This window comes from Paenibacillus sp. FSL R5-0908 (assembly GCF_038006245.1).
In the GTDB taxonomy this organism is placed as follows: Bacteria; Bacillota; Bacilli; order Paenibacillales; family Paenibacillaceae; genus Paenibacillus_AQ; species Paenibacillus_AQ odorifer.
In genome coordinates this window covers 6,830,496-6,855,481 of sequence record NZ_JBBOUV010000001.1, presented here as the reverse complement: position 1 = coordinate 6,855,481, position 24,986 = coordinate 6,830,496, and the positions used below count along the sequence as shown (strand labels likewise).

The 24,986-nt window shown below is 44.5% G+C and carries 22 protein-coding genes; 20 read left to right on the top strand and 2 right to left on the bottom strand.

What is annotated here, in order from left to right; translation table 11 throughout:
• Nucleotides 1–24 precede the first annotated feature (24 nt).
• The 15 genes from fliS (at nucleotide 25) to argH (ending at nucleotide 17,692) form a co-directional block, all read left to right on the top strand.
• On the top strand, nucleotides 25–423 hold the full coding sequence (gene fliS, locus MKZ09_RS31165) for a flagellar export chaperone FliS (protein ID WP_076205635.1): 399 nt from the start codon (nucleotides 25–27) through the stop codon (nucleotides 421–423).
• Nucleotides 416–751, top strand: coding sequence for a flagellar protein FliT (locus MKZ09_RS31160; RefSeq protein ID WP_076205638.1), 336 nt, complete (start codon nucleotides 416–418; stop codon nucleotides 749–751). The genes fliS and MKZ09_RS31160 overlap by 8 nt, the downstream gene beginning before the upstream one ends.
• Before the next feature lie 234 nt (nucleotides 752–985).
• On the top strand, nucleotides 986–1,183 hold the full coding sequence (locus tag MKZ09_RS31155; RefSeq protein ID WP_019915069.1) for a cold shock domain-containing protein: 198 nt from the start codon (nucleotides 986–988) through the stop codon (nucleotides 1,181–1,183).
• Between the two features lie 317 nt (nucleotides 1,184–1,500).
• The gene (locus MKZ09_RS31150) at nucleotides 1,501–2,937 is read left to right on the top strand and encodes an S-layer homology domain-containing protein (RefSeq protein WP_076205641.1); all 1,437 of its coding nucleotides are present in this window, start codon (nucleotides 1,501–1,503) and stop codon (nucleotides 2,935–2,937) included.
• A gap of 229 nt (nucleotides 2,938–3,166) precedes the next feature.
• The gene (gene hpf, locus MKZ09_RS31145) at nucleotides 3,167–3,715 is read left to right on the top strand and encodes a ribosome hibernation-promoting factor, HPF/YfiA family (protein ID WP_036678506.1); all 549 of its coding nucleotides are present in this window, start codon (nucleotides 3,167–3,169) and stop codon (nucleotides 3,713–3,715) included.
• A 269-nt stretch (nucleotides 3,716–3,984) separates the two neighbouring features.
• Nucleotides 3,985–6,492, top strand: a complete 2,508-nt coding sequence (gene secA, locus MKZ09_RS31140) for a preprotein translocase subunit SecA (RefSeq protein WP_036678509.1) — start codon at nucleotides 3,985–3,987, stop codon at nucleotides 6,490–6,492.
• 365 nt (nucleotides 6,493–6,857) lie between these two features.
• Nucleotides 6,858–7,971, top strand: a protein-coding gene (prfB, locus tag MKZ09_RS31135) for a peptide chain release factor 2 (RefSeq protein WP_111505793.1) whose coding sequence is annotated in 2 segments (ribosomal slippage) — nucleotides 6,858–6,929 and nucleotides 6,931–7,971 — 1,113 coding nt in all. Because the reading frame shifts where the segments join, the coding sequence is not laid out codon by codon here.
• 99 nt (nucleotides 7,972–8,070) lie between these two features.
• On the top strand, nucleotides 8,071–8,955 hold the full coding sequence (locus MKZ09_RS31130) for a YitT family protein (protein WP_076205644.1): 885 nt from the start codon (nucleotides 8,071–8,073) through the stop codon (nucleotides 8,953–8,955).
• 177 nt (nucleotides 8,956–9,132) lie between these two features.
• Complete coding sequence (argC, locus tag MKZ09_RS31125) at nucleotides 9,133–10,188, top strand: N-acetyl-gamma-glutamyl-phosphate reductase (protein ID WP_076205647.1); 1,056 nt, start codon at nucleotides 9,133–9,135, stop codon at nucleotides 10,186–10,188.
• Nucleotides 10,189–10,208: 20 nt separating this feature from the next.
• A complete protein-coding gene (argJ, locus tag MKZ09_RS31120; RefSeq protein WP_076205651.1) occupies nucleotides 10,209–11,441 on the top strand; it encodes a bifunctional ornithine acetyltransferase/N-acetylglutamate synthase in 1,233 nt (410 codons plus the stop codon).
• Nucleotides 11,442–11,482: 41 nt separating this feature from the next.
• A complete protein-coding gene (argB, locus tag MKZ09_RS31115; RefSeq protein WP_076205654.1) occupies nucleotides 11,483–12,313 on the top strand; it encodes an acetylglutamate kinase in 831 nt (276 codons plus the stop codon).
• Between the two features lie 69 nt (nucleotides 12,314–12,382).
• Entirely contained in the window at nucleotides 12,383–13,669 is a 1,287-nt protein-coding gene (locus tag MKZ09_RS31110) for an aspartate aminotransferase family protein (RefSeq protein WP_076205657.1), read from the top strand.
• Nucleotides 13,666–14,634, top strand: coding sequence for an ornithine carbamoyltransferase (gene argF / locus MKZ09_RS31105; protein ID WP_076205665.1), 969 nt, complete (start codon nucleotides 13,666–13,668; stop codon nucleotides 14,632–14,634). The genes MKZ09_RS31110 and argF overlap by 4 nt, the downstream gene beginning before the upstream one ends.
• 312 nt (nucleotides 14,635–14,946) lie before the next feature.
• Nucleotides 14,947–16,182 carry an argininosuccinate synthase gene (locus tag MKZ09_RS31100; RefSeq protein ID WP_036678522.1) on the top strand — a complete coding sequence of 412 codons (1,236 nt, stop codon included), beginning with the start codon at nucleotides 14,947–14,949 and terminating at the stop codon, nucleotides 16,180–16,182.
• A gap of 94 nt (nucleotides 16,183–16,276) precedes the next feature.
• On the top strand, nucleotides 16,277–17,692 hold the full coding sequence (gene argH / locus MKZ09_RS31095) for an argininosuccinate lyase (protein ID WP_036678523.1): 1,416 nt from the start codon (nucleotides 16,277–16,279) through the stop codon (nucleotides 17,690–17,692).
• Between the two features lie 65 nt (nucleotides 17,693–17,757).
• Here argH and fliB read toward each other — a convergent pair whose 3' ends face one another.
• Nucleotides 17,758–19,002: a flagellin lysine-N-methylase gene (gene fliB, locus MKZ09_RS31090; protein ID WP_076205669.1), complete on the bottom strand. Its 1,245-nt coding sequence runs from the start codon at nucleotides 19,000–19,002 to the stop codon at nucleotides 17,758–17,760.
• 365 nt (nucleotides 19,003–19,367) lie between these two features.
• On the opposite strand from fliB, the gene MKZ09_RS31085 reads away from it, so the two are divergent.
• The 3 genes from MKZ09_RS31085 to MKZ09_RS31075 all read left to right on the top strand — a co-directional run bounded on the left by MKZ09_RS31085 (nucleotide 19,368) and on the right by MKZ09_RS31075 (nucleotide 22,806).
• The gene (locus MKZ09_RS31085) at nucleotides 19,368–20,567 is read left to right on the top strand and encodes a phosphoenolpyruvate hydrolase family protein (RefSeq protein WP_076205672.1); all 1,200 of its coding nucleotides are present in this window, start codon (nucleotides 19,368–19,370) and stop codon (nucleotides 20,565–20,567) included.
• A 150-nt stretch (nucleotides 20,568–20,717) separates the two neighbouring features.
• Nucleotides 20,718–21,926: a Tm-1-like ATP-binding domain-containing protein gene (locus MKZ09_RS31080; protein ID WP_076179797.1), complete on the top strand. Its 1,209-nt coding sequence runs from the start codon at nucleotides 20,718–20,720 to the stop codon at nucleotides 21,924–21,926.
• Nucleotides 21,927–21,969: 43 nt separating this feature from the next.
• Nucleotides 21,970–22,806, top strand: coding sequence for a phosphoenolpyruvate hydrolase family protein (locus MKZ09_RS31075; protein WP_038573568.1), 837 nt, complete (start codon nucleotides 21,970–21,972; stop codon nucleotides 22,804–22,806).
• Between the two features lie 114 nt (nucleotides 22,807–22,920).
• Here MKZ09_RS31075 and MKZ09_RS31070 read toward each other — a convergent pair whose 3' ends face one another.
• The gene (locus tag MKZ09_RS31070; protein ID WP_076123851.1) at nucleotides 22,921–23,709 is read right to left on the bottom strand and encodes an alpha/beta hydrolase; all 789 of its coding nucleotides are present in this window, start codon (nucleotides 23,707–23,709) and stop codon (nucleotides 22,921–22,923) included.
• Between the two features lie 188 nt (nucleotides 23,710–23,897).
• On the opposite strand from MKZ09_RS31070, the gene MKZ09_RS31065 reads away from it, so the two are divergent.
• Together MKZ09_RS31065 and MKZ09_RS31060 are read left to right on the top strand one after the other, a co-directional pair.
• Complete coding sequence (locus tag MKZ09_RS31065) at nucleotides 23,898–24,449, top strand: type IV pilus modification PilV family protein (RefSeq protein ID WP_076205675.1); 552 nt, start codon at nucleotides 23,898–23,900, stop codon at nucleotides 24,447–24,449.
• Nucleotides 24,433–24,975 carry a type II secretion system protein gene (locus tag MKZ09_RS31060; protein WP_076137271.1) on the top strand — a complete coding sequence of 181 codons (543 nt, stop codon included), beginning with the start codon at nucleotides 24,433–24,435 and terminating at the stop codon, nucleotides 24,973–24,975. Before MKZ09_RS31065 ends, MKZ09_RS31060 begins: the two co-directional genes overlap by 17 nt.
• Nucleotides 24,976–24,986: the final 11 nt, after the last annotated feature.

Below are 24,986 nucleotides of genomic sequence, written 5' to 3'. Positions count from 1 at the left end.
TTATTATAAAGAGGGTGAGTTTTTTTGATTAGATCTCCATATGAGACATACCGCAAGTCTTCAGTCCAAACCTCAACCCCTGCGCAGTTGGTGATCATGCTGTACGACGGAGCGATCCGTTTTGTGAGAACAGCAATTGATGGACTTACAAAAAACGACTTTGAGAAAACAAATCTTAATTTTGGGAAGGCCCAGACAATTATGAGTGAACTAATGTCTACATTAGATCATTCTTATGAAGTTTCTAAGAATTTATTCTCACTTTATGAATATACTAATCATCTTTTAATTGAAGCCAATATTCGCAAAAGCCCAGAAAAAGCAGAAGAGGCTATTGGCTACTTAACTGAGCTTCGGGAAACTTGGTTACAAGCATCGAAGATCGCTGTGGGTCAGGGACAGGCTGATAGTGCTCATGGATGAATTAATCCGGAGTTTGGATCAACTCACCCGGGAGATCGAAGAGCGTCTTCAAGAGACCATCTATGAGGAGTTGGAGGCTTTTGTGGACGAGCGCCAGAAACTTGTCGATTCAATTGCAGAAGAAGCCAAAATTTGTCGAGCAACGCCTGCACAAAAGCAAGAAATTAATCGAATTTTGGAACATGATAATGTGATCTTAGAGAGAATGAACGCTCTTCGCTTCGAAGCTCAAGACTGGCTGCAGAAGCGGAATCAGGCCAAAACCCAACGCAACGCCTATGAGGCCGCCTACACCCCAGACAGTTTTCTTATGGATCGCAAAAAATAATTTATCAGTGTTTCACTATAGGAGTAGACGGGTATTAAATACCGTCTGCTCCTTTTTTTGATCTTTGTACCGAATCTATTTCTTGTTTATGGAAAATTTAATAGTTTATTTTACGTGGTAAATTATTGAATGTAAACATTTTCTTTTCCAATTGACAATAAAGAAGTTACGGTGGTATAGTCGAATTGTGAGCAAGACTCACGTTCATCTGATGACGAAGGGAATGTTTAATCAATGGAAGGTAAAGTAAAATGGTTTAACGCAGAAAAAGGTTATGGTTTTATCGAGACTGCAGACGGTGGCGACGTATTCGTACACTTTTCCGCGATTCAAACTGATGGTTTCAAGACATTGGATGAAGGTCAATCCGTAGAATTCGATATCGTTGAAGGTGCACGTGGACCACAAGCAGCTAACGTAATCAAATTATAATCATCCGGCGAAGCCGAACTACATATAAGTAGATGGTTAGCAATTTAGACAGCGCTAGCAGGGATCTTGGAATCTTCCAAGATCCTTTTTTTGTGCGTTCATATGTGTCTAGTATAGCCAATCCTAGTAAAGAAAATAGCCTATTTTGTAAATTCATTTTATGGAAAATGTTAGAACTCTGCAAAAGGTGGGTAATAGATATACGTTGAGCTGTTTATCTTACCTCGACACACACTATGTTAGCCTAGGTTACTACATTCACGAAGAAATTCAATATAGCCTAAGCTATCAAAACAATTAGGAGGGTGATTAGCAGGATGAAGAAGATGTGGCGCGGTCTTATGACCGGAATATTAGGTACTAGTATGTTATTGGGGTCTCTCGGCAGCGTATCTGCTGCAACTGTACCTAAGGATATTCAAGGCCACTGGGCGCAAGGTCAGCTGCAGGAATGGCTAGATAGAGGTTACCTTGGAGGCTACCCAGATGGAACGGTGAAACCAAACAAAGCAATTACGCGTGGTGAGTATGTGACTATGGTAAATCGCTTGTTAGGGTTTACAACTAAAGCAACAGTAACTTTCAAAGACATGAAGAGCACAAACTGGAATTACAGTGAAGTGGCTAAAGCCGTGGAAGCTGGATATATCGGAGGATACGAGGATAATACGTTCCGCCCTAATAATCCGCTTACAAGAGAAGAGGCAGCTGTAATTACTGCAAAATTACTTAAATTGAGCACTAATACAACTTCGAACAAATTTAAAGACAATGCACAAATTGCAGCATGGGCAAAAGGTGCTGTAGCAGCCGCAGTGGAAAAGAAGATTGTTAACGGTTATCCAGATGGAACCTTTGGTCCTAAGAGATCGTTAACACGTGCCGAGGCTGTAGGTATTATCAATACTTCAGCTATCTATTATCCTGGTAGTGGCACAGGTGGTGGTGTAACACCTACACCAACTCCAACGGCGACTCCGACACCAACAGCTACACCAACCCCAACTGCTGCTCCAGGTGGTAGTACGGGCGGAGGTTCTGGTGGTGGTAACGGTAGCGGCGGAAGTAGCACAGCGCCAACAGTAAGTGGGGCAACCTACGGTAATGTTGGTTCGGTCACAGCGGATGTATACCTGACACCTTCCGTAACTGGTGCAGTATACTATGTTGTAGCTCCTTATAATGCTGATGTAACTGCTCCAACTGCATTGCAGGTGGAAAAAGGACAAATTAGTAACGGGACTGCAAGTGGTATCCATGGTAGTGTTGCGACTGTAGCTAACACAACGGTTACATTTTCTGTTTACGGATTGAATCCTGGTACAGAATATGCAACATATATCACGCTGGCGGATGCAGCTGGTAACTTGTCTACTGTAACGACAGTTCGGTTGACTACTGCTCAAGCTACTGCTAGCTCGATTTCGCTTTTTGAGCCGGGACAAGTTAGTACAGTTACAGCAGATGTATATGTTAAATATGGTGTGACAGGTGGCACTACAACCCCAGTTAGATATGTAGTATTACCAGCAAATGATAAGGCACCTACTGCAGCGCAGATTGCTTTAGGTCAAAATGGTAGCGGTACTGCATTGGCTGCTCCATGGACTGACACACTTACGTTTGCTCCTGGTGTAAAACGTACACAGACCCTAACTGGTTTAGCAGCAAATACTGCCTATAAGGTATATGTTATTGCAGGATCGGGTTCTCAATGGTCCCCTGTAGAAATCATTCAAATTCATACCAAATAGCCTGACCTTATGTGATTTCATTCGGAGAATATAAGAGTGGAATCCGTACTATAATAACGACAGGTTTACTTTTGGTCCGGTAGGGCGATTGGTTGCTCTTACCGGACTTGTTTTATTTGTGAACGCTATGACAACATTTGTTATCTAAATGTAAGGGCTGTAAGGAATTGCTTTTTACTTAGCGCTTACAATTTGGTATAATGAAGGTGTAACTAAAGGAGGAGTGGCCATGCAATTCACCATTCGAGGTCAACAAATTGACGTGACCGACGCTTTGAGAGAGTATGTTGATAAGAAGCTCAGCAAACTTGAGAAGTATTTCGAAGCACCCCCTACCTCTGAAGGGTCTGTGACGCTTGGCGTAGTTCGCGGCCTTCATACGGTGGAAGTAACCATTCCGCTTGCTGGCGTGACGCTTCGTGCGGAAGATCGCAGCGATGACATGTATGCTTCCATAGACGCCGTTGTGGACAAGCTGGAACGCCAAATTCGCAAACACAAAACGAAGCTGAACCGGAAGTTCCGTCAAGAGGGACTCAAGACGCTGTTTGTGGATGGAGCTAGTGCCGCTGTTGCTGTAGAAGAACAAGATTATGATGATTTAGAAGTGGTTAGGAACAAACGCTTTACGATGAAGCCGATGGATGTGGAAGAAGCGATTCTTCAAATGAACATGGTAGGACATAATTTCTTTGTGTTTTCCAATATCGACACCTCGGAAGTTAGCGTAGTTTACAAACGTGATGATGGTAAATATGGACTGATTGAACAGGGCTAAGATACAATGATGCCAGTTATGCTCTAAGTATAAAGGGCCTCGAGAGTTAGTCAGAACCTAGGAAATTTAAACCGAGCCCCTATTCGCTTATAGCGAATAGGGCTCTTGTGCGTATATATGAAAAATGTGGCTGTTACACCTTGTATTGCGGCATCTCTTACAAACTGTTACAATTTATGAAGCAGCGGAATCGAATTTATAAATGGCCCTTTCAATTTTGTGAGGATGGGCTCGGTTCCACCATCTGTGTTGCATGAAAGGGGTTAACCATGCTAGGACTTGTAAAGAAAATATTCGGAGACACAAACGATCGTGACGTTAAACGTCTCATGAAGACAGTCGATGTAATTAATGGATTGGAGCCGGAATTTGTAGCACTATCCGATGAAGCTTTAAAAGCTAAGACGGAAGAGTTCCGCGCCCGTATTGAGAAAGGCGAAACCTTGGAAGAAATTCTTCCTGAGGCGTTTGCAACCGTACGTGAAGCTTCCAAACGGACGCTTGGCATGCGGCATTTTGATGTACAATTAATTGGTGGTATGGCTCTGCATGAAGGCCGAATCTCCGAGATGAAGACTGGTGAAGGTAAGACTCTAGTAGGAACATTGCCGGTTTACCTGAATGCTTTGCTTGGTAAAGGCGTACATGTAGTAACAGTCAATGACTATTTGGCTCAGCGCGACAGCGCACAAATGGCACAAATCTATAACTTCCTGGGCATGACGGTTGGGGTTAACCTAAGCGGTATGGACCATGCTGATAAACAAGATGCTTACGCCTGCGATATTACGTATGGCACGAACAACGAATTTGGTTTCGATTATTTGCGTGACAACATGGTGCTTTATAAAGAACAAATGGTTCAGCGCCCTCTTTATTTCTGTATTATTGATGAAGTGGACTCCATTCTTATTGATGAAGCCCGTACACCTCTTATCATTTCCGGACAAGCTGAGAAGTCTACTGAATTGTACTTTGCAGCAGACCGTTTTGTGAAAAAGCTTAAAGCTGAAGAAGACTACACAGTTGATATCAAAGTGAAGTCCGTAGCCTTGACTGAAAAAGGTGTAGCTACTGCTGAACGCGCTTTTGGTATTGAGAACTTGTATGATCACAGTCATGTAACCTTGAATCACCATATCGTCCAAGCCCTGAAAGCAAACGTAATTATGCGTCGTGACGTAGACTACGTTGTTAACGAGGGTGAGGTCGTTATTGTTGATGAATTTACGGGACGTTTAATGTCAGGCCGTCGTTATAGTGACGGTTTGCACCAAGCGATTGAAGCGAAGGAAGAAATCGAAGTACAGAATGAGAGCATGACGCTTGCTACGATTACTTTCCAGAACTATTTCCGTATGTATCGCAAATTGGGCGGTATGACAGGTACAGCTAAAACTGAGGAAGAAGAGTTCAAGAAGATTTATGGTCTTGAAGTTCTTCAAGTTCCTACGAATAAACCAAATCAGCGCATAGATATGCCAGATGTCGTCTACAAGAGTGAGAACGGTAAGTTCAACGCTGTTGTGGCAGAAATTGTAGAGCGTCACAAAAAGAACCAACCTGTACTTGTTGGTACAGTATCGATTGAGAATTCAGAGCTCGTATCTGAAATGCTGAAGCGCAAAGGCGTTAGACACCAAGTGCTTAACGCGAAGCATCACGCTGCTGAAGCTGAAATCATTACACATGCAGGTCAGCCAGGTACAGTTACGATTGCTACCAACATGGCAGGTCGTGGTACGGACATCGTTCTGGGCGAAGGTGTGACAGATCTTGGAGGTCTGCATATCATTGGTACAGAGCGTCATGAATCGCGCCGGATTGATAACCAGCTGCGTGGTCGTGCGGGTCGTCAAGGGGACCCAGGTTCTACACAATTCTACTTATCCCTTGGGGATGAGTTGATGAAGCGTTTTGGCGCTGACAACGTTTTGAGTATGATGGATCGCCTTGGGTTTGAGGAAGATCAGCCGATTGAGAGCCGCATGATTACGCGTGCTGTGGAATCTGCTCAGAAACGTGTTGAAGGTAATAACTTTGATATTCGTAAAGTCGTATTGCAATATGATGACGTGATGAATCAACAGCGTGAAATTATTTATAAACAACGCCGTGAGATTCTGGAGTCTGAAAATATTAAAGATATCGTACTTGAAATGATCAAGCCAGTTATTGAACGTATTGTTCACGCACACTGCAGTGACGATATTCCTGAGAACTGGGAGCTGCAAGAAGTTGCTGATTACGTAAACAGCAAGCTGCTTGAAGAAGGTGCTTTGACTCGCGATATTCTGTGGGGCAAGGAAGCAGAAGAGATCATTGAGTACATCTTTGAACGTGTACTTGAGAAATATGCTGCTCGTGAAGAACGCCTGGGTTCAGAATTGGTACGTGAATTCGAGAAGGTAATCGTGCTGCGCTCCGTAGATAGCAAGTGGATGGATCATATCGATGCGATGGATCAATTGCGTCAAGGGATTCACCTACGTGCTTACGGTGGTACTGATCCACTTCGCGAGTATCAATTCGAAGGTTTCGAAATGTTTAATACTATGACGGCTACGATTCAAGAAGAAGTAGCTACTTATATTATGAAGGCTCACATCGAGACAAATCAGGAGCGTCAATCCGTTGTAGAGGAAAATAAAATTTCCACTAACAGCGAACCTGCTGAGAAACGTCCGGTACATGTTGAGGCGGCAGCTGGTCGTAATGATCTTTGCCCTTGCGGAAGCGGCAAGAAGTACAAGAACTGCCACGGTCAAAACGCATAAGACAAACGTTTAGTAGCGCTCATATTCAGGTGTTGAAGATGTAAGTCTTTAACCCTGATCTCTATGGGTATACTAACCATAAAGAGCGGCTGGGCCCGGGGGGATCCCCCGTTTACGGCCCAGCCGCTTTTTTTGGGTATTTAGCACTTGAGTGAATGTGGAATGAAGAGAAGGTTTGGAACTGGAGAAACGGAGTGTTCACCTTAGTTTCGGGATTCCAACCACTATGCGGTTATCAATTCAAGGAATCTGGAAACAACAGCGATCGGAAGTCCAATCCTTCTCGGAATGGCTGAACATTCACTCATTACTAACTTTCCAATAGCGAAGACCGTAACAACCAATTTTGAAAGGTGAAGTGACCTATGATAGAACCAAATGTAAAGCAGGATCTGCGTGAAATAGGCAAGAAACTAACTGACCTTAGGGGGTCTCTTTGACTTAGATCTTAAGCAAGAGATGATCTCGAACTTTGAAGAAAAAATGGCTGCTCCAGGCTTCTGGGATAATCCAGAGCAGGCACAGAGCGTGATCGGCGAGATGAATGCCGTGAAATCGTCCGTGGATCAATACGAGAAGCTGCAACAAGAATACGACGATGCTGCGATGATGGCGGAGCTTGCGGATGAAGAGGGCGATGAAGATCTTGCGGCAGAGATTGGGGAGACGATCAGCAGTTTAGGCAGCAAAGTGGATGAATTCGAGCTGCAATTGCTACTTAACCAGCCGTATGACAAGCTGAATGCTATTCTTGAGCTCCATCCGGGTGCGGGCGGTACGGAATCCCAAGACTGGGGCCAGATGCTGCTGCGGATGTATACCCGTTGGGCTGAGAAACGAGGATTTAAGGTTGAGGTGCTGGATTATCTGCCGGGTGATGAAGCGGGAATCAAGAGTGTTACACTGCTCATCAAAGGCTTCAATGTATATGGATATCTGAAAGCTGAAAAGGGTGTACATCGGCTGGTGCGGATATCCCCGTTTGACTCTTCAGGCAGACGGCATACCTCTTTTGTATCCTGTGATGTAGTTCCGGAAATTACAGATGATGTAGAGGTTGAGATTCGTACGGAGGATCTTAAGATCGATACGTATCGTGCAAGTGGCGCCGGTGGACAGCATATTAATACCACAGACTCCGCGGTGCGGATTACTCACTTACCTACGGGTGTGGTGGTAACCTGTCAGAACGAACGTTCACAGATCAAAAACCGCGAACAAGCGATGAAAATGCTGCGTTCCAAGCTATATGAGCGCAAACTGCAAGAGCAGCAGCAGCATTTGGATGAGATTCGCGGCGAGCAATCCGATATTGCTTGGGGCAGTCAGATCCGTTCCTATGTATTCCATCCGTATAACATGGTTAAGGATCACCGTACTTCCGTGGAAACGGGGAATGTGGGCGCTGTGATGGACGGAGATATTGATGCATTCATTGATGGTTACTTGCGTAGCCAGATCAAGATTGAGGCAGAATAAAAGAGAGTTTCGGAGAAACGGATACCATTCAAGGATTAGGATGGGATGGCCGTTTCTTCTTTCGTAGAGCAAGATGACACTTTAAGGAGAGCCTTTGAAATGCAAAAAGTCAATTCACGTAATAAACCCCCACTGATTCCTCTGAATGGGCCACTCCGACATGGGGTGGATACGATGTTAATTTTGCTCGGATCGTTAGTTACAGCGCTGGGGTTTAATCTTTTTTTTCTGCCTAATCATATTGCTTCTGGTGGTGTATCCGGTCTGTCGGTATTGGCTGAAGCTTGGTTTGGGGCTGAACCGGCATTTACGCAATGGGCGCTTAATATTCCGTTGTTTGTACTCGGGGTAATCTTCTTGGGTAAACAATACGGAGTTCGCTCGCTGCTTGGGAGCTTTGTGTTACCACTCTTTATCTTGTTGACAAAAGATTTGCCTGCACCTACCACCAATCCACTCTTAGCCTCCATTTATGGCGGTATCTGTGTGGGGGTGGGGTTAGGTCTTGTGTTCCGCGGACGGGGCTCGACAGGTGGACTTACTATTTTGGCGCAGATTATTCAAAAGATATCCGGTCTCAGCTTCTCGATTTCCGTAGTGCTGCTGGACGGGACGGTCATTGTGCTGGCTGCTTTTATACTCGGTATGGAACAAGCACTATATGCACTGATCGGTCTGTTTGTTACAGGTAAGGCGATTAATGCGATAGAGGTAGGCTTCCGTTATACAAAGGTGGCTTACATAATCTCGAACAAGACGGAAGAAATATCTGAGGCGATTTTGAATGATCTGGATCGGGGTCTGACGAAGCTGGATGCACATGGCGGTTATACTGGTGATGAGCGTACGGTGCTAATGGTTGTAGTAGGCCAGAATGAGGTTTCCAGATTAAAAGCGATTGTTCAATCGGTAGATAATAGTGCTTTTGTGATTATAACTGAGGCGCATGAGGTGCTGGGTGAAGGCTTTAAAAGAGAAGTGTAATTTCTCCTAAAGGAGAAGCTACGCTTCTCTTTTTTTGTAAATACAATTATATTTAGGAATAAAGAAAGTTAACACTATGTGTTGTATTTATATTAATTGAGTCGTATAATAATACATATTTCTAAGACGGTATGCATTATATTATTTATTATAATTCATGATAAGCAGGAAGTGGGGATGACAGTGGAAGGCAAGCTGAGAGCGGCGATTGTTGGATCAACGGGTTATGGGGGCGTAGAGCTGATTCGGCTGCTACAAAGTCATCCTAAGGTAGAGATTACTTCGGTAATTTCCTCATCAAGTGCAGGGGATGCTATAGAGGAAGGTTTTCCGCATTTGACGGGGATCATTGATCGAAGGCTGGATGGCGTTGACCCGGCTCAGATGGCTGAGCGGGCGGATGTGGTATTTACGGCAACGCCGTCGGGTGTGAGCGCAAAGCTGGTACCGCAGCTGCTGGAAGCTGGACTTAAGGTCGTGGATCTGTCCGGTGATTTCCGATTGAAGGATGGTGCAGAGTATGAGCACTGGTATAAACATCCCGCTCCGGCTGATGAATATCTAGAGCAGGCTGTATACGGACTTTGCGAGGTGTTTGGAGAGCGTGCGGCTGGGGTTGATTTTGTATCTAATCCAGGCTGTTATCCTACAGCTACACTTCTTGGACTAATTCCTGCAATTCAGGCAGGTTGGATTAAGCACGACAGTATTATTATTGATGCGAAATCAGGAGTTACTGGAGCAGGACGCGGAACAAGCCTGATGGTGCACTATGCAGAGATTAATGAGAACTTTAAAGCTTATAAAATCAATAAGCATCAACATATACCAGAAATTGAGCAGACACTAACAGAGGTTGCTGGAGAAAAGGTAACGGTAACGTTCACCACACATCTCGTGCCGATGAGCCGGGGAATTATGAGTACGATGTATGCAGGGATGAAGGACAATTATACGGAGCAGGATTTTGTGAATTTATACCGTGAATATTATGCGGGCCGGCCATATGTGCGGGTGCGTGATGTAGGTGTGATTCCGGCGACAAAAGAAGTTAGCGGCTCTAATTATTGTGATATCGGATTTGCAACAGATGCTCGTACAGGGCGGGTGACCATAGTCTCCGTCATTGATAATGTTGTAAAAGGTGCGGCAGGGCAGGCAATACAGAACCTTAATTTGATGATGGGATGGGAGGAAACCCTTGGCCTCGGCTACACACCTGTGTATCCATAAGGATCAGCGGTACAAATAATATGAGCGAGATTGAGTTATTTACCACCTTGGAGGGTGGAAGCATCACTTCACCTAAGGGTTTTAAGTCCGGAGGATTGCATTGTGGATTAAAAAAAACAGATCGCAACGATCTCGGAGTGATTCTGTGTGAAGTTCCGGCAACGGCTGCGGCTGTGTATACGACGAATGTTTTTCAGGCGGCTCCGCTGAAAGTGACTCGGGAAAGCCTTTCGAACGGAGTATTGCAGGCGGTTATCGTGAACAGCGGGAATGCAAATGCCTGCACAGGCGAACAAGGTGAAGCAGATGCTTATGAGATGCGCGCTGCTGCGGCTCAGCATTTAGGTGTGGCAGTTAATGATGTGGCAGTTGCTTCGACTGGAGTTATCGGTGAACTGTTGAAGATGGACTGCGTACGTACCGGAATTACTGCAATACCAGAGAAGCTGGACGGAGGAGCTATTGGCGCGGAGGAATTCTGCCAAGCTATACTTACCACTGATTTAGTTAAAAAAGAGATCGCCGTGAAGGTGCTCATTGGCGGTGTAGAAGTTACAATTGCCGGAGCTGCAAAGGGCTCAGGGATGATCCATCCTAACATGGCTACCATGCTTGGCTTTATGACCACGGATGCTGATATTGCAGCGGAGGATTTACTTAGTCTTTTACGTTCAGCTACGAATGTTACTTTTAATATGATTACAGTCGATGGAGATACTAGCACCAATGATATGTTAGTGTCGATGGCGAGTGGGCTTGCCGGTAATGGGAAGCTGACACGGCTGCATCCGGATTGGGACGCTTTTGCTGCTGGATTCACTTATGTGTGCCAGACGCTTGCCAAAGCGATTGCTCGAGATGGCGAAGGTGCAACTCACCTGATTGAGGTTCAAGTGAATGGTGCTGTTCATGATGAGGCGGCGGCAGCGATTGCCAAGACAGTGGTTGGTTCTAGTCTAGTGAAATCTGCTATTTTTGGAGCGGATGCGAACTGGGGGCGGATTATTGCTGCGGTTGGACGCGCGGGTGTTCCGGTATCGCCGGAGCATGTGAACATTTCGTTAGGGGATATTGAGGTGCTTTTGCACTCGAAGCCAGTTGCTTTTGACGAGGAAAAGGCTTTGGCCTATTTGCAAAAAAGTGAAACTGTGCTGATCACTGTAGATCTGCATGATGGAAGCGGAAAAGCAACGGCTTGGGGCTGTGACCTAACTTACGATTATGTGCGTATTAACGCCGCATATCGCACTTGATTTATGGCGTGTTAAGCCCATAAGGGAAGGATATCGATTATATGACGCTAAATAGCGAGCTTGAACTTATAGATGCTTTAGATGGTAGTGGATTGTTTGTAATGAAATGCGGCGGCAGTACGCTTGCGGCTCTACCTGATTCTTTTTTTGAGGATTTGCGAGATTTGCAGGAGGAGGGCATTCAGCCAGTAATTGTTCATGGTGGAGGGCCAGCTATTTCCGAGAATCTAGCGAAACTGGGCATTGAAAGCAGCTTTGTGAATGGCCTGCGAGTAACCACCGAGGAAGTACTAGATGTTGTAGAGATGACGCTGGCAGGGAGTATAAACAAGGCGATTGTCCGGCGAATTCAAGGGAGCGGCGGTCTAGCTCTGGGGCTTTCGGGCATCGATGGCAATATGATTATTGCTAAACCAGTGGCGAACAGCGCCGAAGTAGGTTTGGTAGGAGAAGTAACGGAAGTTAAGGCTGAGATCATAACTGGTATTGTTGGGATGGGTTATATTCCTGTCATTGCACCTATCGGAGTAGATGCAGCAGGTCAGCGCTACAATATTAACGCAGATACGGCAGCAGGGGCAGTTGCTTCCTATGTGGAGTCTCCCAAAATGATCGTCGTCACAGATGTGCCAGGCATCATGAGTACAGTGGAAGGTGAAAAGATTGTGCTTCCCTCCGTTACTGTACAGGAAATCGAAGCCTTGATCGAAAGTGGGGAAATCTACGGTGGCATGATCCCCAAAGTGCGGGCAGCTATCGATTGCATTCAGGGCAGCGTATCAGAGGTTATCATTGTGGATGGAAAAGAACCACGGGTGCTTAGTCGAGTACTGCAAGGTGAAGCGATAGGTACACGTATTATTCGTTCGTAGAATCATAGATGAATACAAATTAGAGGCGCAGCCTGTTCACAGGAGCAGCCGATGGGAGAGTGACTTAGAATGAGCAAGCTTACACAAGCGGAGTTGGATTCGCAAGCAGGGGCACAGCAGACCGATACAGTAGGATCAGGTACACCGGATGTTGCAACAAGCAAGCTGAGTGCAGTGTTCCCTTCTTACGCCAGATATGATATCAGCTTAGTTAAAGGCAAGGGTACCTGGGTATGGGATGATAAAGGCAATAAGTATCTGGATTTCACCAGTGGATTGGCTGTGACCAGTCTAGGTCATGCTCCTGAAAAAGTCGGCGCTAAGCTGAAGGATCAGATTGATACGCTCTGGCATGTCTCGAATCTGTTCCATATTCCGGGACAAGATAAAGTTGCCAACCTTCTGACAGAGAATAGCTGCGCTGATCAAGTGTTTTTCTGCAATAGCGGGGCAGAAGCGAATGAGGCTGCTATTAAGCTGGCCCGCCGTTACCATCAGAAGATTAAAGGTGCCGACCGTTATGAGGTTATCACATTCGAACAATCCTTCCATGGACGTACACTGGCAACACTAACAGCTACAGGCCAGCAAAAGGTAAAAGAAGGCTTCCTGCCGCTTCCAGCAGGTTTCAAGACAGTACCCTTGCATGATCTCCCAGCGTTAGAAGCTGCTATCGGAGATCATACAGCTGCTATCATGCTGGAGATGGTACTTGCAGAGGGTGGCGTGCTTGAGGTAGAACCTGAGTTCTTGAACGCTGTAGTGGCCTTGTGTAAGAACCACGAATTGCTTCTGATTGTAGATGAGGTACAGACAGGTATGGGACGTACAGGTAAGCTGTTCGCTCATCAGCATTATGGAATTGAACCGGATATTTTCACCTTGGCTAAGGGGATTGCTAGCGGGTTCCCGGCAGGCTTAATGCTTGGCAAAGGTTATTTGCGTGAAGCCTTCTCAGCGGGCAGCCATGCGTCCACCTTCGGGGGAACACCGCTAGCAACAGCTGTTATGGCAGCGACGATTGAGACGATGCTGGAAGATGAGCTTCCACAGCGCGCCGAAGATATGGGTAAGTACCTGACAGGTCTTTTGAAAGAGAAGCTGGCGGACTGTTCTTTTGTGAAGGATATCCGTGGTAAAGGGCTGTTGATCGGGATTGAATGTCAATCCCCAGTAGGCGATATTGTACTGGCTGGACAAAAGAAAGGCCTGTTGTTCGTGACAGCCGGTCCTAATGTTCTTCGTCTGCTGCCTAATCTATATGTAAGCAAAGAGGAGATCGACCAAGCGGTGGACATCCTATGCGAACTCATTCATACTTATGCTAAACAAGCAAACGGGGAGGTAAGCTCATGAGTCAGGGCGTAAAGAGTAATAAACACACCATTGCGCAGCAACTGAAAGGCCGTGATTTACTGGAGCTGAACGACTACAGCCCGGAGGAAATTACGTATCTGATTGATTCGGCGATTGAGCTGAAGAAGAAACAGAAAAATGGCGAAGAATTTCAGCCGCTGAAGGGAAAGACGATTGGTCTTATTTTTGAAAAATCCTCTACACGTACGCGTGTGTCGTTTGAAGTTGGAATGTATCAGCTGGGAGGGCATGCCCTTTTCTTGAGCAAAAATGATATCCAGCTTGGACGCGGAGAGACTGTTGGTGATACAGCGCAAGTAATGTCGCGTTATCTCGATGGAATTATGATCCGTACCTTCGGTCATGACAAGGTCGAAGATCTCGCTCGTTATGCTTCTATTCCCGTAATCAACGGTCTAAGTGACCTGGCACATCCTTGCCAAGTGCTGGCGGATTATCAAACGATTTATGAGCACAAAGGAAAGCTCAAAGGCCTGAAGCTGGCTTACATCGGCGATGGCAACAATATGGCGCATTCCTTAATGATTGGCGGAGCTAAGCTGGGCGTGGACGTATCTATCGCCGGACCGGAAGGTTATGAGCCAGATGCCGCGGTTGTCGCAGAAGTTCGTGAGATCGCTAAAGAAACCGGAGCGAAGATTGTGGTCACTCGCAGCCCGCAAGAAGCTGTACAAGACGCTGACGTCATCTATACAGATGTATGGGCGAGTATGGGCTTCGAGGAGGAGCAAAAGGCACGTGAAGCGGCATTCAAGGACTATCAGGTCAATGAGGAGCTTGTAAAAGGCGCTAAGAGCGATTATCTCTTCCTGCACTGTCTGCCAGCCCACCGTGAGGAAGAAGTCAGCACAGGCGTGATTGACGGCCCTAACTCGGTGATCTTTGATCAGGCTGAGAACCGCCTGCATGCGCAAAAAGCTTTAATGGCTGCGTTGATGAGTTAAGGAATTATAGATAATTAGGATTGAACTTATATTGGTCTAAGGTTATATAAAATACTATATAAGATGAACTTAATAAGTAGCGCTGGAATTCCGGTGCGGAGCAATGAAGTGAAAGTTTGGAACTGTAGGAGCGTTAGCGTTCGCCTTTATAATCAGATTTCATCTGCGAAGGCAGACTACAATCATAGAAATCTGATTATAACAGCGACCGGAAGTCCAAACATTTCACGTAGTTGCGCTTTATCACCGGAGTTCTATAAGCGCATTTAAGCGAATCTTATACCCCCCCACACGAAAGGAAGTTGCCACACCATGGCTAAAGAAAAAATTGTACTCGCCTATTCCGGCGGATTGGATACATCTGTTATTTTAAAATGGCTTAAAGAAACTTATGACGCGGAGATCATCGCCTTCACAGCCGATATCGGCCAAAAAGAAGAGCTCGACGGTCTGGAGGAAAAAGCACTCGCTACTGGCGCATCGAAAGTATACATCGACGACCTGCGCGATGAGTTCGCTAGCGATTTCATCTACCCGATGTTCCAATCTGGCGCACTTTATGAAGGCCAATACTTGCTCGGAACTAGTATTGCTCGTCCATTGATCGCTAAGCGCATGGTAGATATCGCCATCGCTGAAGGCGCAACGGCTATCGCGCACGGCGCGACAGGCAAAGGGAACGACCAAGTCCGTTTCGAGCTTGGTGTAGCTGCATTGGCTCCGAACATCAAGGTGATCGCACCTTGGCGTCTGGAAGAGTTCCGCAATCAATTCCCAGGTCGTGCGGAAATGATCGCTTATGCGGAAGCTAATGATATTCCGGTACAAGCCTCTGCGGCGAAGCCGTATTCGATGGACCGTAACCTGCTGCATATCAGCTATGAGAGCGGCGTACTGGAAGATCCTTGGTTTGATCCAAGTGCACCAGAGAACAAAGGAATGTTCCTGCTGAGCAATGCTCCTGAGGATGCTCCGGATGAAGCGGAATATTTGGAGCTCGAATTCGTTAAGGGAGACTGCGTAGCCCTGAATGGGGAGTCTTTATCACCCCTTCAAGTTATGGAGAAACTGAATGATCTAGGTGGTAAACACGGCATCGGACGTGTAGATATGGTTGAGAACCGTTTTGTCGGCATGAAGAGCCGCGGCGTGTATGAGACTCCAGGTGGAACGATCCTGTTCGTCGCTCATCGCAAAATGGAATCCATCACGATGGACCGTGAAGTGATGAACCTGCGTGACAGCCTGATCACCCGTTACAGCACTTTGGTGTATAATGGTTTCTGGTTCGCTCCAGAGCGTATCGCACTGCAGGCTCTTGTAACACAGAGCCAACAAAATGTAACGGGTACTGTTCGTCTTAAACTGTACAAAGGCAACATCATAGGCGCTGGAGTGAAGAGCCCAGTCAGCCTGTACAATCCTGAGATTGCAACAATGGAAGCTGATCCTACACAAGCTTATGATCAAGGGGATGCAACTGGTTTTATCCACTTGAACGCATTGCGCCTTAAAGTTTCTACAGGTGTAAATGGTGCTTCTAAATAGTACGATAACATAAACTTAAACGGGCAACCCCGAAGGCCGTTCCTCCCGTCAGGATAGGAGCGGCCCTCTGGCGTCCAAGAGGAGGAAACAACAGGTGAGCAAGCTTTGGGGCGGACGGTTTACTAAAGGAACGAACAAGCTGGTGGAGGAATATACGGCTTCCATTGGCTTTGATAAGGCTTTGGCCAAAGAGGATGTGCAAGGCAGTCTGGCACATGTCACGATGCTGGGCAAATGCGGAATCCTTCCACAAGAAGACGTGGAAACAATCAAACAAGGCCTGAACAAAGTGCTGGACAAGGTCAATGCTGGAGAGGTTGTTTTCTCAGTATCGGATGAAGACATCCATATGAATATTGAAAAACATCTGATCGAGGAAATCGGTCCAGTTGGCGGTAAGCTGCACACAGGACGTAGCCGTAACGATCAAGTGGCGACGGACATGCACCTTTACTTACGTGGCCGTGTAGTTGAGCTAGTTAGTTTGCTGCATGAGCTGCAGGAAGCTTTGATCGAACAGGCAAAAGACAATGTGGAGACCATCATCCCTGGTTATACGCATTTGCAACGGGCACAGCCGATCCTGTTTGCTCATCACTTGCTAGCTTACGTATCGATGTTCCGCCGCGATGCAGAACGTCTGACGGACAGCTACAAACGGATCAACGTGCTGCCACTCGGAGCAGGAGCGCTTGCTGGAACGACCTTCCCGATTGACCGTCATTTTGTAGCGGAACAACTGGGTTTTGACAGTGTGTATGAGAACAGTCTGGATGCTGTCAGCGACCGCGATTTCATCGTGGAGTTTTTGGCGAATGCCTCCCTTATCATGACACATCTATCCAGACTCAGTGAGGAACTGGTGCTGTGGAGCAGCACAGAGTTCAGCTTTGTAGAACTGGATGATGCTTTCTGCACAGGCAGCAGCATTATGCCGCAGAAGAAGAACCCTGACGTACCAGAACTGGTACGGGGCAAAACAGGCCGCGTTTACGGCAACCTGATTGGCTTACTGACGGTGCTGAAATCATTGCCACTGGCGTACAACAAGGATATGCAGGAAGACAAAGAAGGCATGTTCGATACGGTTACTACGCTGACTGGTGCACTACAATTGTTCGCGCCGATGATCTCCACTATGAAGGTGAACAAAGGTCGTATGCGTGAAGCTGTGAACACGGATTTCTCGAATGCAACGGATATCGCCGACTTCTTGGTAGGCAAGGGTCTTCCTTTCCGCCAAGCGCATGAAGTAATCGGGAAAACGGTACTCTACTGTATCAATGAAGGCAAGTTCCTCTTGGATCTGACGCTGGAAGAGTTCAAGCAATTTTCACCGCTTTTCGACGAGAATATCTATGCTGTTCTTCAGCCGGAGGCTGTAGTTAACGCTCGTAACGTTTATGGCGGCACAGCAACCGTTCAGGTGAAGGCTGCAATTGAACGGGCGGAGCTGGCATTGCACGAAGCTAATGAATGGGTTGTACAACACGGGGATGCTATATTGTAAAAATACTATATAAATCCCGCCTAGCATTCTTAATAATGCGGGCGGGATTTTTTTGGAAATATCTTTCAGTTATTAATTAGTATAGCCATATATGCCATTGAGGTGTATTCATTTCTCTTAAGCAATTCAATAACCCCACGTAAGTACAAGGAATCATGCTCAACCGATTTGGCAAAGGATTGAATTAATTTAATTACGTGATCAACCCCGAAATCCTCCTTGTGATGTCCAGCCATGCCAATCAAATGTAATTTGATTGATGAATAGTGTACTACAAGCATAATATAAGATTCGAAAATATCTGTATCATCTGAGCTTGGAAATAGATTTTTGTAAACATAATTCACTAAATAGTTCTCTAATATATATTCGTTAGCTCTCATAAATGGATCATAGTAATCTGTGTAAGCAAGTTGGTATCTATCTGTAATTTCCTCAACTGTTGCATCTTTCGTATATTGAATGCCCTTAAGTACCTCTGCAAAACACTCCATATATCGTGTGCTCAGCACCCCCTGAGATACACGAATATCGGCCAGTGCTTTTAGAAGCTGCATTTGAATGGTTGTTGAGGTGGGGATAGCTGATAAACCTTCTCGGAAGCTACCGTCTTCTAACAAGGTATTATAGGAGGAGATTTGCTGAACAATTTCATCTAATTTTCCTTCTGAAAGGTATCCTTGTACTTTTTGATAGAACATTCCAAGCACAATTAATCTATGTGCTATGGTATAATTTCTATTTTGTAAGACTTGTATTGTGAAAATACGGAGATCCCAAAAATATTCATCAATTCTGTGCTTAGTCTTTTCACGATTAGTGTTTAATAGTCTACTCATGGGATATCTGATATTCATGGATTCTTCAATCTCATTAAATTGAATGCCGTCTGGGTTTAACAAAGCTAGACGAGCCGCTTCAGGACAAGATAATGTGGCGGATTTCTCTAAATTTCCATTTACCTGATTGGTTATACGAGGGTAAGAACTACAAATCTCAGATAAGTAGTCTTCTCCTAGAGACTTTTGTATAGAACACAATTTTTCTTCATTTAGAAGAGGACAAGAGGCATCGGATTTCATCGCTATTTTTGCATAACTAGCTTCTGATGGGTTAGAACGTTTGCGTTTTATATGTTTATTTAGTGATGATTTCATTTCTCTATCGCCTACATTTTTATACTTTTTATAGGTTTGCCGATCAATATCAACATTCCAGCCTATACAACATGTATCTTCACAATCTGATCCAATACAAGAGAATTTCTCCAAATAAGCAGGAATAAGAACGATTCGTTTTTTTTCTGTCATGATCTATTTCTCCTTACGGTGTAGAATGCTATGTAGATTTATTATCGGCAGATATCATGAACAAATGAATGCTTATCTCCTTCTTAAAGGTAGTTCATGTCAGTACATCACGGAATCTCAATTTATCGGTGTATGGGGATCTTTTGTGCTACAGCATTGGTATAGTGCTAGTTTTGGTCCCGTGGAGAGCTTAGCCCTCTCGAGCATACGGAGACGCTATATTGTAAACCGTATCCATATCAAATCTCGCCTCAGACCTTTATAGGTGGCAGGCGGGATTTTTTTTATTATCTAAATGAACTATGACTGGATTAGCAGTGTTCTTTACGGTTATCCTTAGGTTAGGGATAGGAGGGTTCGTAGGTATGAACAGAGAGCAAATCCTAGACGAGCTTAGATCGGAATTAAAAGTAGGCAATCATATTATTGGAGTAGCCACCGGTGCTGGTATAACGGCAAAGTATGCGAAGCAGGGTGGAGCTGATTTCATTCTGATGTTAAACTCGGGTAAATTTCGCCAGATGGGGAGGAGCTCTCTCGCTGGTATTTTACCATTTTGTAATAGCAATGATATGGTGATGGACTTTGCATCTAGAGAGATCATACCGTTGGTCAGAGATATCCCTATTATTTTTGGCCTCAATGCAACTGATCCGACAAAAGATATGGAATCCTATATAAGTGAAATAAAGAATAGAGGCTTCGCCGGCATTAATAATTACCCCACGGTTGGTTTAATAGATGGTCAATTTGGAGAAGCGCTCGAAGAAGAGGGGAATGGTTATCTACTCGAAGTAGAAGCCATAAGAATAGCCCATGAGAAGAATTTGTTTACCATTGCTTTTGTATTTGACGAAATCCAGGCAGCACAGATGATTGAGGCTGGAGCGGATATTATTTGTGCCCATCTAGGTCTAACAGAAGGCGGGTTATTAGGCGCTAAAAAAGTATTCTCTCTGGAAGCTGCCAAGGTTAAAGCGGACAAGATATTTAATACATGCAATGAGCTAAAGCCAGATTTAATTAAGCTGGTTTACGGTGGTCCGGTGAAAACGCCAATTGATGTGCAATATATGTACAGCAATAATCAAAACTTGATGGGATATATCGGGGGCTCTGCTTTTGAAAGAATTCCATCCGAGAAGTCCATTACGAATATAACCAAAGCTTTTAAAGTGTCGGGGACGCTGGATGAAGATGATTTTATGGTCAAAATGTTAGATGGCATCACAAAGCACTATGATTATGTTGAATTTGTAAAAGAATACGTAGCTCAAAATTATAGGAATGAGATCTTGTTTGCAGATTTAGCTAAGGTGGCACATGTATCCCGAAGTTACTTGAGTAGTTTGTTTACCAAAAAAGTAGGCTGTAGCTTTCAAACGTATCTCGTGCAATTTCGGATGGATAAGGCGGCGGAAATATTACATAGAGACCTTATCCAGTTATCTGAGCTAGCGCCATTAGTTGGATACCAGGATTATGCGCAGTTTAGCAAAATGTTCAAGAAGTATAAAGGGTTCTCTCCAAAACAATATAAATCTAACATAAACACAAAAACATAAGACATAAAAGCGTTTTCATCCATAAATCAAAGAAGTATGATTAACTCATAAGTTGATCATGCTTTTTTGAAATATAAGAAAGCATAAGTTTCACATTATACATTATCTTTATATTTCTTGTTGCAGATATTTGAAGAGGAGGTTGAAGAAATGAAGACGATTGCTATTGCCGGAACTTTTGACACCAAGGGTGAAGAATATCTCTACATTAAAAATTTACTGGAAAGCTTGGAGCTGGGTACGTTTACAATTCATACAGGTGTGTTTGAGCCCACTTTTACACCGGATATCTCTAATAGAGAAGTAGCAGCAGCCGCGGGTGTAAGTATAGATGAGCTCGTTGCCAAAAAAGATAGAGCACTAGCAACAGAATTATTAGCCAAAGGTATGGAAAAATTAGTGCCTGAATTATATAAGCAAGGCAAATTTGATGGAATTATCTCCTTTGGGGGCACTGGAGGCACTTCACTTGTAACCCCTGGTATGCGGGCATTGCCTATTGGTGTACCAAAAGTGATGGTTTCGACCGTAGCTTCAGGGAATACTGCTCCATATGTAGGCACTAGTGATATTGTCATGATGCCATCAGTTGTAGATGTTGCTGGTCTGAACTCCATTTCAACAAAGATTTTTACCAATGCAGCTTTCGCCATCGCCGGTATGCTTAAATTTGAGAATAAACAAGTGATAGAGAAAAAACCATTAGTAGCTACAACCATGTTTGGGGTAACAACCCCCTGTGTGACGGCAGCCCGTAACTATCTTGAAGCTAGAGGATATGAAGTGCTTGTATTCCATGCAACAGGTGTAGGTGGCCAGTCCATGGAAGCGCTAATCGAGGCTGGTTTTATTGAAGGTGTATTGGATCTGACCACAACAGAATGGGCGGACGAAATTATTGGTGGTGTGCTAAATGCTGGACCTCATCGGTTAGAAGCTGCTGGTAAACATCATATTCCACAGGTTGTCTCGGTAGGTGCGCTTGATATGTGCAACTTTGGCCCTTATGATACGGTACCAGCCAAATTTGCTGGACATAAGTTTTATAAACACAATCCAACAGTTACTCTGATGAGAACAACAGTAGAAGAAAATGAAGCCATCGGCAAAAAGCTTGTCGAGAAATTAAATATGGCCAAAGAGAAAACGGTGTTAATGCTGCCGCTTAAAGGGATATCTGGCATTGATGTTGCAGGGGAAGCTTTTTATGGCGTAGAGGAAGATCAAATGTTATTTGATACCTTAAGAAATGGTGTAAACAGAAATGTTGTCGAGGTTATCGAAATGGATTGTGCCATTAATGATGTGGAGTTTGCAGAAGCAGCAGCGCAGAAGCTAATAGATCTCATGAGCAAATAAGGCTTTTATAAGATAAATAAATATTTAAATGGAGGCGTTACACATGAACAAAAATACAAGAACTGAAATCATGGCGAAGTTTAGAGAAGAAGTGGCAAATGGAAAGATTCTTTTAGGCGTGGGAGCCGGCACAGGAATTACTGCGAAAAGCAGTGAAGCTGGCGGAGCAGATATGCTGATTGTTTATAATTCAGGAAGATACAGAATGGCAGGCCGTGGATCACTGGCAGGGTTATTATCTTATGGGGATGCCAACCAAATCGTAGTCGAAATGGGCTCTGAGGTATTGCCTGTTGTAAAAAACACCCCTGTATTGGCAGGCGTATGCGGAACGGACCCTTTTAGAGTAATGGAAGTTTATTTAAAACAACTTAAGGAACAAGGTTTTAGCGGCGTGCAAAACTTCCCAACCGTAGGTTTGATCGATGGCGTATTCAGACAGAATCTAGAAGAGACCGGCATGGGATATGGTTTAGAAGTAGATATGATTAGAGCTGCGCATGAATTGGATATGCTCACCACTCCTTATGTATTTGATCCTGAGCAAGCAAAAGCTATGGCAGAAGCGGGCGCAGATATTTTAGTGGCACATATGGGCTTGACTACCAAAGGTACAATTGGAGCTAAGACCGCACTGACATTGGATGATTGTGTAGAAAGAATCGAAGCGATTATTAAAGCAGGGAAAGCAGTAAATCCAGATATTATGGTGATTTGTCACGGTGGACCGATTGCAGAGCCGGAAGATGCGGCGTACGTAATTGAACGGACAGAAGGCATAGATGGATTCTTTGGTGCATCGAGTATTGAAAGATTTGCTGCTGAAAAAGGAATCACAGAACAGACTGGATTATTTAAAAATATCACCAAACAAGCATAATTGCCTTCGGCGTCCTTATATTTTAAAAGAACCCTCCGAAGAGGGCGATCTGAGTAGAACAGATATTAAGGTGCAGCTTATGGCTGCATCTTTTTTGTTGTCTATTAAGTAAAGCTAGTTACTTTTTAAAGGCAGCCATGCCAGCACATCGCGGATTTTGGCATCCCAGTATCCCCATTCATGTGTCCCCGGTCCTTCTTCATAGGTTAAAGAAAGTGAGGTTGCCTGGCAGGCATCGCGGAATCTCAAGTTATCGGTATATAGGAAATCTTCTGTGCCACAGCATTGATACAACGCTGGTTTTGGTCCCGTGGAGCGGTTCACTTCCTCAAGCAGCCAAAGAAGGTCTTCCGGCGTTCCAGCGGTATCTTCTTTTCCGAAGATCATTTCGTATTCTTTGCTTTTAGTGGTAGCACCTTCCCCGTTCAAGAAATTATGCGCCATATCAAGTGCTCCAGACAAACTCGCTGCTGCTGCAAAAGATTCCGGTTTACGCAGTCCCAGCTTAATCGCTCCATAACCACCCATCGACAACCCGGCTACAAAGTTCTCCTCGCGTTTATCGGAAAGCGGGAAAAATGAGCGCGCCAGCATCGGCAACTCCTCACTAATGAAGGTCCAGTAACGGCCCCCCATGGCCATATCTGTGTAGAAACTGCGGTGCACATTCGGCATTACCACAGCTATCCCCATCTCCGCTACATACCGTTCTATGGAAGTCCGGCGCAGCCAGATCGAATCATCGTCAGACAAGCCATGCAGTAAATACAAAGTAGGGTGAAGATCACCTCTTGTTACATTACTCATCCCGATTTGTGTAGTTGTTTTTTGCGGCAAAATTACAGTCATTGAGGTATTCAAACCTAGTACTTCAGAATAAAATTTGCACTCTATTAAAGCCATTTCATTCATCTCCTCTCTTTCCAAATCATAGCATAGACCAAAAGTGAGAGATATTGTAGAAATATCTGAATTATAAGGGTTTTGAGGATTGCTGTAGCTGGATATGAGAGAATATAATGGAAGTAGAAAATTTAGGAAAAACGTGCAAATACGAAAAGTATTTTCATAGGCGAGAGGCGGAAAGTAGGATGAAACCGGGCCTAAAGCAGGAAAAAGGATTTACATTAATCGAAGTGCTGGCAGCTATAGTTATTTTGTCGATAGTTTCTCTGGTGCTTACGTCTTACTTTACTAACGCCATGAGTTTCTCTAAATCGAACCAGAACAAAACGATTATGGTCAATCTGGCGCGGAATGCGCTGTTTTATGTGGAGAAGCAGGATTTTGAGGCGATGAAGGAATTTTTTATAAAGCAGAATCATGATTCGATAGAGGCGGTGAAATGCCAAAAGGATACGGATGATTCTCTGAAATGTGAGGATTACAAGGGGCTTGTTCAGGATACAGAAATCTTAAACCAGGTTTTGAATCCTGTAATAAATGGTGTGAACTATCAGATAGATATTAAATATCAGCGTGATCTACATAACCAAAGCTTGGAATCTAGTGATCCGGAGAAACAGAAGATGGCAGTATATTTGTTGCCTGTGTTGGTCAAAGTCAGCAGAGCGGATTCTTCTGGCGGACCCCAAAGTGAACCTGTTGTGGAGGGATATATCACCGATGAGAAAATTCGTTAATCTTCTTCGCAGAGAAGGCGGCTTTACATTAGTGGAGCTAATTGTGGCACTATCGTTGTTTACAGTTGCAGCGGGAATTATTTCGGGGATAACAATGCTGGGCTTACGAAGCTATCATAAAATATCGATTGAAAACTCATTAAGAGACGAAGGTGATTTGTTAATGTCCGCAATTATAACGGAGTTGTATACATTTGCTCCTGAGAAGGTCACTCCAACTATTCTCAAAAATGATGCAGGGACTATTATTGATAGCTACATTACGTTAGAACGTCAGGATGGAACTAAGTCTCAGATTCGTATTGTTAATGGTGCTCTTACAATAGCAAATCCTAATGTAGTCGATCCACCAGTAGATGCAAGAACTGAGACGATATCTAAATTAGAACAGGGTTCTGCTATAACTTTAGAGTGTCAGAATAGCATCCCTTGTGATAGCGGCTTGATATCTATAGATTTATCGCTAGTTCAGAGCTACGACGGAAGGGATTACCCATTGGAGTTGAAAAGTAAATTCGGATTCTAGGAGGAGCAGGA